The 8,089-nt window shown below is 29.2% G+C and carries 7 protein-coding genes; 4 read left to right on the forward strand and 3 right to left on the reverse strand.

What is annotated here, in order from left to right; genetic code table 11:
- Positions 1–74 precede the first annotated feature (74 nt).
- The gene (locus B3M86_RS02090; protein ID WP_115001372.1) at positions 75–2,369 is read left to right on the forward strand and encodes a choice-of-anchor L domain-containing protein; all 2,295 of its coding nucleotides are present in this window, start codon (positions 75–77) and stop codon (positions 2,367–2,369) included.
- Positions 2,369–2,689 carry a hypothetical protein gene (locus tag B3M86_RS02095; RefSeq protein WP_180904948.1) on the forward strand — a complete coding sequence of 107 codons (321 nt, stop codon included), beginning with the start codon at positions 2,369–2,371 and terminating at the stop codon, positions 2,687–2,689. Before B3M86_RS02090 ends, B3M86_RS02095 begins: the two co-directional genes overlap by 1 nt.
- Positions 2,690–2,745: 56 nt before the next feature.
- Here the strand turns inward: B3M86_RS02095 and typA are convergent, their stop codons facing one another.
- The 3 genes from typA to B3M86_RS02110 form a co-directional block, all read right to left on the reverse strand.
- Positions 2,746–4,548: a translational GTPase TypA gene (typA, locus tag B3M86_RS02100; protein ID WP_291076597.1), complete on the reverse strand. Its 1,803-nt coding sequence runs from the start codon at positions 4,546–4,548 to the stop codon at positions 2,746–2,748.
- A gap of 93 nt (positions 4,549–4,641) precedes the next feature.
- Entirely contained in the window at positions 4,642–5,613 is a 972-nt protein-coding gene (locus B3M86_RS02105; protein ID WP_115001382.1) for a DUF6268 family outer membrane beta-barrel protein, read from the reverse strand.
- 6 nt (positions 5,614–5,619) lie between these two features.
- Positions 5,620–6,024, reverse strand: a complete 405-nt coding sequence (locus B3M86_RS02110; RefSeq protein WP_115001384.1) for a hypothetical protein — start codon at positions 6,022–6,024, stop codon at positions 5,620–5,622.
- Positions 6,025–6,224: 200 nt separating this feature from the next.
- On the opposite strand from B3M86_RS02110, the gene B3M86_RS02115 reads away from it, so the two are divergent.
- Together B3M86_RS02115 and B3M86_RS02120 are read left to right on the forward strand one after the other, a co-directional pair.
- Complete coding sequence (locus tag B3M86_RS02115) at positions 6,225–7,304, forward strand: sensor histidine kinase (RefSeq protein ID WP_291058948.1); 1,080 nt, start codon at positions 6,225–6,227, stop codon at positions 7,302–7,304.
- Entirely contained in the window at positions 7,301–8,017 is a 717-nt protein-coding gene (locus B3M86_RS02120; RefSeq protein ID WP_115001388.1) for a LytR/AlgR family response regulator transcription factor, read from the forward strand. The genes B3M86_RS02115 and B3M86_RS02120 overlap by 4 nt, the downstream gene beginning before the upstream one ends.
- Positions 8,018–8,089: the final 72 nt, after the last annotated feature.

An 8,089-nucleotide genomic window follows, 5' to 3' on the forward strand; every position in this document is an offset into this window, starting at 1 on the left:
AAAATTTCTAAAACTGTTAAATAAACTTTATATTTTAAAGTTATTTAGCAGTTTTTTTATCTAAATTATTTTTTATGAAACACTTTTACTCAAAAATAATTCTCCTACTCTTTTTTACTTTTACACTAAATAGTTTTTTATTTGGTCAATATATTCAGGTAGATACATCTTTACCGAAAGAAGAATTAATTGATAAATTTATTGGAACAAACACAGGTTGTATTACTATTTCCAATATTAATATTTCTGGCTACAATAGAGCTTATGATGAAATAAGCTATGGTTATTTTACAAAAGGAACTAGTAGTTTTGATCTTTCTGAAGGAATTATTTTATCTACAGGGAAAGCAAAAGATGCTGAAGGTCCAAATTCATCTTTGCAAGATTTTTGGGGAAGTAATTGGGGAGGAGATCAAGATTTGATTGATATTTTGATAAAATCTAATTTACCTCATGACAAAATTTTAAATGCTACATCTCTCGAATTTGATTTTGTATCAAACCTTACAACAGATCAAATTAGTTTCGAGTACATGTTTCTTTCAGAAGAATATCGAATTGATAATTGTGATTATTCTGATGCTTTTGCCTTCTTAATCAAAAAAGCAGATAATTCTGAACCTTATCAAAACATTGCATTAATTCCAAATACAACTATTCCTGTAACAACTAAAACAATTAATGGAGCAGATAGATGTAAAAGTTTCCAAGAATATTTTGGAGGGTTTAATTCTAGGAATAGTCCAACAAATTTCAATGGACAAACAAAAGTTTTGAAAGCAAATGCACAAATTGTAGCAGGCGTAAAATACCACATAAAATTGGTAATTGCTGACCATGGAGATAGTTATGGCCTTTATGATTCTGCTGTTTTCTTGAAAGCTGGAAGTTTTGTAGGATCAAAAAGTTTAGGTTCTGATGTTGTATTATGTCCTGGAAAATCTGAAACAATAGATGCGACAACTACAAATGCTACAGCTTATAAATGGTACAAAGATGGTGTGGAAATTAGTGGTGAAACAAATGCAACATTAGTGGTAAATGAAACAGGTTATTACGAAGTAGAAATCACATTGAATACTGGTTGTTCTTTGAAAGGTCATATTAATGTTTCTGTACAAGAAGAACCGCAAATTTATCAAGATCGTTTTTCTATTTGTGATGATGATTTAGATGGAAAAACACAAATAAATTTAGACGAATATACTGATCGAATTGTAGAAGATTATTATTCTGCTCATCAAGTGAAATATTTTGATACCGAACAAGATGCTAAAGATAATATTTCTGCAGGAATAACGAATTTTGAACTAAATGGAATTCAGACATCTAAAGAAGTTTGGATTCGTGTTCAAATCGGGACTTGTGATCCAGTTATAAAAAAAATTACTTTTACATTAAATAATCTAAGTATTGCAAACATAATTCCTCCAATAGAAATTTGTGACGAGGATTTAAGTAACGATGAAGAAATTGTTTTATCCGATTATATTGATGACTTGATTACGAATATATACGGATCTCCAACTTATTATTTAAGCGAAGCTGATGCAAAAAATAGTCGAAATGCAATCAGCGCGACACAAATAATAAATTCAGATCAAACATTTTGGGTAAGATTTAAACAAAATGGTTTATGCGAAAATGTTGCTCCAATTCATTTTATTTTCAAACAATCTGGAAAATCATCAACCTTAAAAGATGTTACAATTTGCAAAGGAACAACGACTACTTTGGATGCAAGTACAGGATTTGACACTTACGAATGGTTGCATAATGGTAATAAAAATCAATCTATTACAAATGTTTCTGTTGGAACTTATTATGTAAAATTAGGATTAAATGGTTGTTTTTATACCCAAGAAGTAAAAGTTATTGAAGCCGAAGATCCAACTATTCAATCTATCGAAATTCAAGGTTCTACGGTGACCATAAAAGTCACTGGATCTACGCTTCCATATCTGTATTCATTGGATAACGGCACTTTTCAATCTTCCAATATCTTCACAAACGTAACTTTAGGAACTCATACAATTTCTGTGAAATCTGCAGCTAATTGTTCGCCTATTTCGAAAGAATTTTCGCTGATTAAACTAATCAATTTTATTTCTCCAAATGGTGATGGTAAAAATGATGTGTTGGATTATTCGCAATTAAAAAGTAAAATCAATCCGAAATTTATCATTTATAATCGAAAAGGAAAATTATTATTTACTGGTTCGGAAGCAAACAATTATACATGGGATGGAAAACTGAATGGAAAAGCGCTACCTTCCGATAGTTATTGGTATATTATCGAATGGACTGAACCAAATTCAACTCAAACTCAAAAATTTGAAGATTGGATTTTATTAAAAAGTACTTATTAATGAATAATTGGATAAATTTTCCTAAAAAGGATTTGATGCTCGAAATTTATTTTTCTGAACAAAATATGGAGGACAAAACTTTATTATTTTGGAATCAAATTAAAATTTCTCCTGAAATATGGAAATGTGATGATGTTATTGAGGATAATTTTTGGGTAGTTGCTGTATACGAAAATTATTTGATTTGGTACAATGATATTGAAGAAGGTTTTAATGTTTCAAGATTCAAAATTAAAGGTGAAATAGTAGAATATAACGCTTCTAAAGATGAATTAAATTTCGCAATTGAAGCGCTTAAAAATAAAATCGAATCTATTTAAAACAAAAAACCAGAAGATTAACTTCTGGTTTTATTGTGATATATAATTTCAAATGATTAGCTCATTGATTTTTCGAAGCGTTTACGATCTACTTCTTTTAAGTGAATTTTACGTAAACGGATGAAATTTGGAGTTACCTCGATACATTCATCACCTTGGATGTATTCCATACATTCTTCTAAAGTCATTTCTATTTTTGGAGCAATAGAAGATGAATCATCTTTACCAGCTGCACGGATATTGTTTAATTTTTTAGCCTCAACTACGTTTACAACTAAATCATTATTACGAGAGTGCTCTCCAATAATCATTCCTTCGTAAACTTCTTCTCCTGGAGCAACAAAGAATTTTCCACGATCTTGTAATTTATCAATAGAGTAAGGAGTAGATGTACCTTGATCTTTAGAGATAATAACACCAGCAGAACGTCCAGCAATAGCACCTTTAAAAGGTTTGTACTCTAAGAAGTTGTGTGCCATTACAGCCTCACCTGCAGTAGAAGTTAACATTAAAGAACGTAAACCAATTAATCCACGAGATGGAATTTCAAACTCTAAGTGTTGCATACCTTCCTTAGCTTCCATAACTAATAAATCTCCTTTACGTTGTGTAACTAAGTCAATAGCTTTAGAAGAGTAATCATCAGGAACATCAATTACTAATGTTTCGTATGGCTCACATTTTACACCGTCAATTTCTTTGAAAATAACTTGTGGTTGCCCAACAGTTAACTCATATCCTTCACGACGCATTGTTTCAATTAATACAGATAAGTGCATGATACCACGTCCGTAAACTAATTGTGTATTAGAATCTTCAGTTGGTTCAACACGTAAAGCTAAGTTACGCTCTAACTCGTCTGTTAAACGATCTACTAAGTGACGAGAAGTAACAAATTTACCATCTTTACCAAAGAATGGAGAGTTGTTAATTCCGAAAGACATGTTCATAGTAGGTTCGTCGATATGCATTACAGGTAAAGCTTCTGGATTTTCAGGATCTGCGATAGTATCTCCAATTTGGAAACCATCGATACCAACAACAGCACAAATATCACCCGCTTTTACCTCAGTAGCTTTTACTTTACCTAAACCAGCAAATGTATATAATTCTTTGATTTTATGTTTTTTGAACGTTCCATCAGGTTTTGTTAAAGCAACCCAATCCCCTTCTTTAATAACACCACGGCTTACTTTACCAACTGCAATACGTCCTAAGAATTTAGAATAATCTAAAGATGTAATTTGCATTTGTAAAGAACCTTCGTAAGCTTCTGGAGCAGGAACATGTTCAAGAATACCATCCATTAATGGAGAAATATCGTCTACACGTACATTTTCTGTATTGAACCATCCTTGTTTAGATGAACCATAGAATGCTGGAAACTCCAATTGCTCTTCTGTTGCATCTAAGTTGAAGAATAATTCGAATACTTTATCGTAAACTTCATCAGGACGACAGTTTTCTTTATCAACTTTGTTAATTACTACTAAAGGTTTTAAACCTAATTCTAATGCTTTTCCTAATACGAAACGAGTTTGAGGCATTGGTCCTTCAAAAGCATCTACTAATAAGATAACACCATCAGCCATTTTCAACACACGCTCAACTTCACCACCAAAATCGGCGTGGCCAGGAGTGTCGATAACATTGATTTTTACACCTTTATACTCTACCGAAGCATTTTTAGAGAAGATCGTAATCCCTCTTTCGCGTTCGATATCATTGTTATCCATGATTAATTCACCTGAATCTTGGTTTTCTCTGAAAACGTTTGTTGAGTGAAGAATTTTATCAACCAAAGTAGTTTTACCGTGGTCAACGTGTGCGATAATCGCAATATTTCTAATGTTTTGCATCCTTGAAATTTATGGGTGCGAATTTACGATAAATTATTTTTAATTACTATAGATTTTATTTAATTTAATGAAATCGCAACAAACGCATGTTATTTATCTTTTTTTATTACCAAAAGGGTTGTATGATATGCCAAAGTTGAAATAGAAAGATGACTTTGGTTTATACTCGTATATATAGTCATTAAATGATTCATTTTTTTCAAATATTCTTCCAGTAGGAATGCTACGTAGCCCTGTTTTTACAGTACCAATAAAATCACCAATTCTATGTTCATACATTACACCACTATTAATTTCTGTTTGTCTAAATTCAAATGTTTTATTCGATTGGTCAAAATAGAATGATGTAACATCCATTTCACTACCAAGAGAAAATCGACCATTATTAAATACATTTTTTTTCATCATTACTCTTTTTGGGAGTATGATATCGGCTATCCAACCATTTTTAAATTTATGCTCATAAGAAATAATTGGAAATGTAGGTACTTGCGAACTTGGGTCTATAATTACAGCTAAACCTAAAAGTAATTTAGTTCTTTCGTTTGCTGTAATCATTATACTACCTGTTAGTAAACCACGGAATCTTTCAAAACTATTTTCGTTTCCATCAACTGATGCAGTAGCAGAATAAATAGCTGTTTTTTTCCATAATTTAGAAATATGACTTGCAGTTACGGCTTCTGAATGATAATGAAAGTTTTGTTTCGTTTCGTTCATAGTAGAACTAAGGTTATCTATATTTGCTGTAGTGTACTTATAATTAAGTGCTGTAGATATTGTCCATTTTTCTTTTTTGAAAAAATACAAATTAGCATTTGCCTTTATTTGTTGAAAGTTTTTCACTTTACTTTCTGGTAAATTAAAGTTGCTATCCTCTAACTTTTGAGAAAATTTATAAGGTGTAAGATTTGTATATTCTACATTAAGTACACGAGTAAAGGGGAATTTATCTGCAACAAAAGCGACAGCTCTTTTTTGAACACTATCCTTTTTTTGAGCGAATGATAAAGTTGAAAGTAAAAGCAATAAACATGTAATTGCTTTTTGTTTTATTGAATACATTAATTTTTATTTGATTTCGTGAATACTCGATTGAAAAAAATTGAAGACAAATACTTTGTCATAAATCTTACTGATATTGTGTTCTTCTATCGTTTTTAAAATTGACTTTAAAGTTGTATCTAACTTGTCATTTACAAGAACAAACCAAGATTCTTTGTTTCTATTTATAGAAATTGTTTCGTTATTTCTAAGATTAGAAATATCCATTAATTTCACTTCTTTAATAATTTCATTTTTTTCAATAATACAAAAATCATGATGTATACAATCTACAATTTCTAATGTCGGATCGTAGCATTGAATAAAACGATTAAGATCTGTTATTTGAATAATTTTATCTTCTTTTTCTGTTGCAGAAAAATCTAGAAGATTTAATTTATTTACCCAATGATTAAAATTTTTCACACTCATACTTATTTATATTTTGTAAAATGAATGGCTAAGAAAAGTATAAAAAAATGGTTTTAATAGTTTTTTATACCAACACTAGATTTTTTTATACCAACCAGAAAAAAAAAGAAGAAGTATAATAAAAACAATGGTTTGTATAAACTTTAATAATGGAATAGATTTATCAATTACCTTTGTTATAGATAAGATTTTTTATAAAAATGAATTCATTGTTACCTCAATCAAAAAATCAAAAAATTATAAATTTTCTAGTAGATAAAAAGTTTAGATTTTCTCGTCATTTGCTTTTTATTGCTGGATTTTTATTAGTGATATACAGTTCTGCATTTGTATCTAATTATTATGGTATCTATAGATATTATGTTATTCTTTTACTGTTTGTCGTATTTGTATTAAAAACATACATCAATATTTATATATTGGTTCCAAAGTTTTTTTTTAAAGGTTACTATATTTTATATCTATTACTATTAACAATTTTAGTTTATGTGGGTATAAATATTATTGGTCAATCATTAGATGTGTTTTTTGGAAAGTATAGAATAGCAAGTCCTAGACAATTTGGTGAAAATATAAGAAGAGGTTATGAAGGGCTTATAGTTGTTGTGCCAATTATTATGATGACTACAACATTAAAGCTTTTTCAGAAATGGATTGAAGATAGTAGGCAAATATCTGAATTAAAAAATTTGACATTTTCAATGGAGATAAATGAATTGAAAAATCAAATTAATCCTCACTTCTTATTTAATATGTTGAATAATGTGAAAGCATTAATTAGAAAAGATCCAGAAATAGCAACTGTAGTTATCATGAAGCTTTCAGATTTTTTACGTTATCAGCTATATGAGAATAATGAAGAAAAAACACCTGTTTCGTCAGAAATAAAATTCCTTACCAATTTTTTAGAATTAGAAAAAATTCGTCAAGAGAGTTTAAATGTAAGTATAGAAAGTGAAGCTAATAATAGTTTATTAAATACAACTTATATTCCACCCAATTTATTTACCACATTTGTTGAAAATGCAATTAAGCATAGTGTAAATTTAAATGATGAGTCAACTTATATAAAAATTGAAATTGCGATAAGTAATGATCAATTACATTTTGTTTGTAAAAATTCAATAGATCCAAATTATATAATTCCAAATAATAAATTTAAAGGCTTAGGACTTCCTAATATCACCAGAAGGTTAGAACTTTTATATGAAAAAACGTATTCTTTAAAAATTAATGCGACAAATGAAGAGTATTGTGTAAACCTAATAATTCCGATATGAATTGTATTATAATTGATGATGAACCTTTGGCAAGAGAAGAAATGGAATTGCTAATTAAAGAAGTTTCCGAATTAGAAATTATTGGAAAATTTTCTAATGCAATGTTAGCATCAAAATTTCTAGAAACAACAGTGCCAGCTATTATCTTTCTTGATATTGAAATGCCTTTTGTAAATGGATTAGAGTTTGCAAAGAGTATCCCTAAAAATAGCCTAATAATTTTTACGACGGCTTATTCTCAGTATGCAATAGATGGTTATGAGTTAGATGCGATAGATTACTTGTTAAAACCAATAGATAAAAACCGTTTAGCGAAGGCTGTGACGAAAGCTGTGTTTTATCATCATCTTCTTTTTAATAAAGTGGAGGAAAATACAATAGAAGAAAATGACGATAATTATTTATTTATAAAAGCAGATCGTAAGCAATATAAAATAAGCTTTGCTGAAATTTTATTTATTGAAGGTTTAAAAGATTATGTTGTACTTCATACTAAAACGAAGAAATTAATAACAGCAATGAATTTAAAAACAATTCATCAAAAAATAAATGCAGATCATTTTATACGTGTTAGTAAATCGTATATCGTAAATACACAACATATTAATTCTTTTGATAATCATACAATTTATATTAAAGAATTTGAAATACCAATGGGGGAGACGTATCGTTCAGATTTTATGCTAAAATATTCGATAGGAATATTAGATTAAAGTTTCTAAAAAAGAATAAAATAAAAAAGCCAAACATTGCTGTTTGGCTTCTTGTGACCTGGCTGGGGCTCG

This window comes from Empedobacter sp. UBA6305, from assembly GCF_002440405.1.
Classification (GTDB): Bacteria; Bacteroidota; Bacteroidia; order Flavobacteriales; family Weeksellaceae; genus Empedobacter; species Empedobacter falsenii_B.

Bases quoted from the DNA above. Each gene is read 5' to 3' on its own strand.
- B3M86_RS02090 (WP_115001372.1), top strand. From the start codon at position 75: ATGAAACACTTTTACTCAAAAATAATTCTCCTACTCTTTTTTACTTTT.
- B3M86_RS02095 (WP_180904948.1), top strand. From the start codon at position 2,369: ATGAATAATTGGATAAATTTTCCTAAAAAGGATTTGATGCTCGAAATT.
- typA (WP_291076597.1), bottom strand. From the start codon at position 4,548: ATGCAAAACATTAGAAATATTGCGATTATCGCACACGTTGACCACGGT.
- B3M86_RS02105 (WP_115001382.1), bottom strand. From the start codon at position 5,613: ATGTATTCAATAAAACAAAAAGCAATTACATGTTTATTGCTTTTACTT.
- B3M86_RS02110 (WP_115001384.1), bottom strand. From the start codon at position 6,024: ATGAGTGTGAAAAATTTTAATCATTGGGTAAATAAATTAAATCTTCTA.
- B3M86_RS02115 (WP_291058948.1), top strand. From the start codon at position 6,225: ATGAATTCATTGTTACCTCAATCAAAAAATCAAAAAATTATAAATTTT.
- B3M86_RS02120 (WP_115001388.1), top strand. From the start codon at position 7,301: ATGAATTGTATTATAATTGATGATGAACCTTTGGCAAGAGAAGAAATG.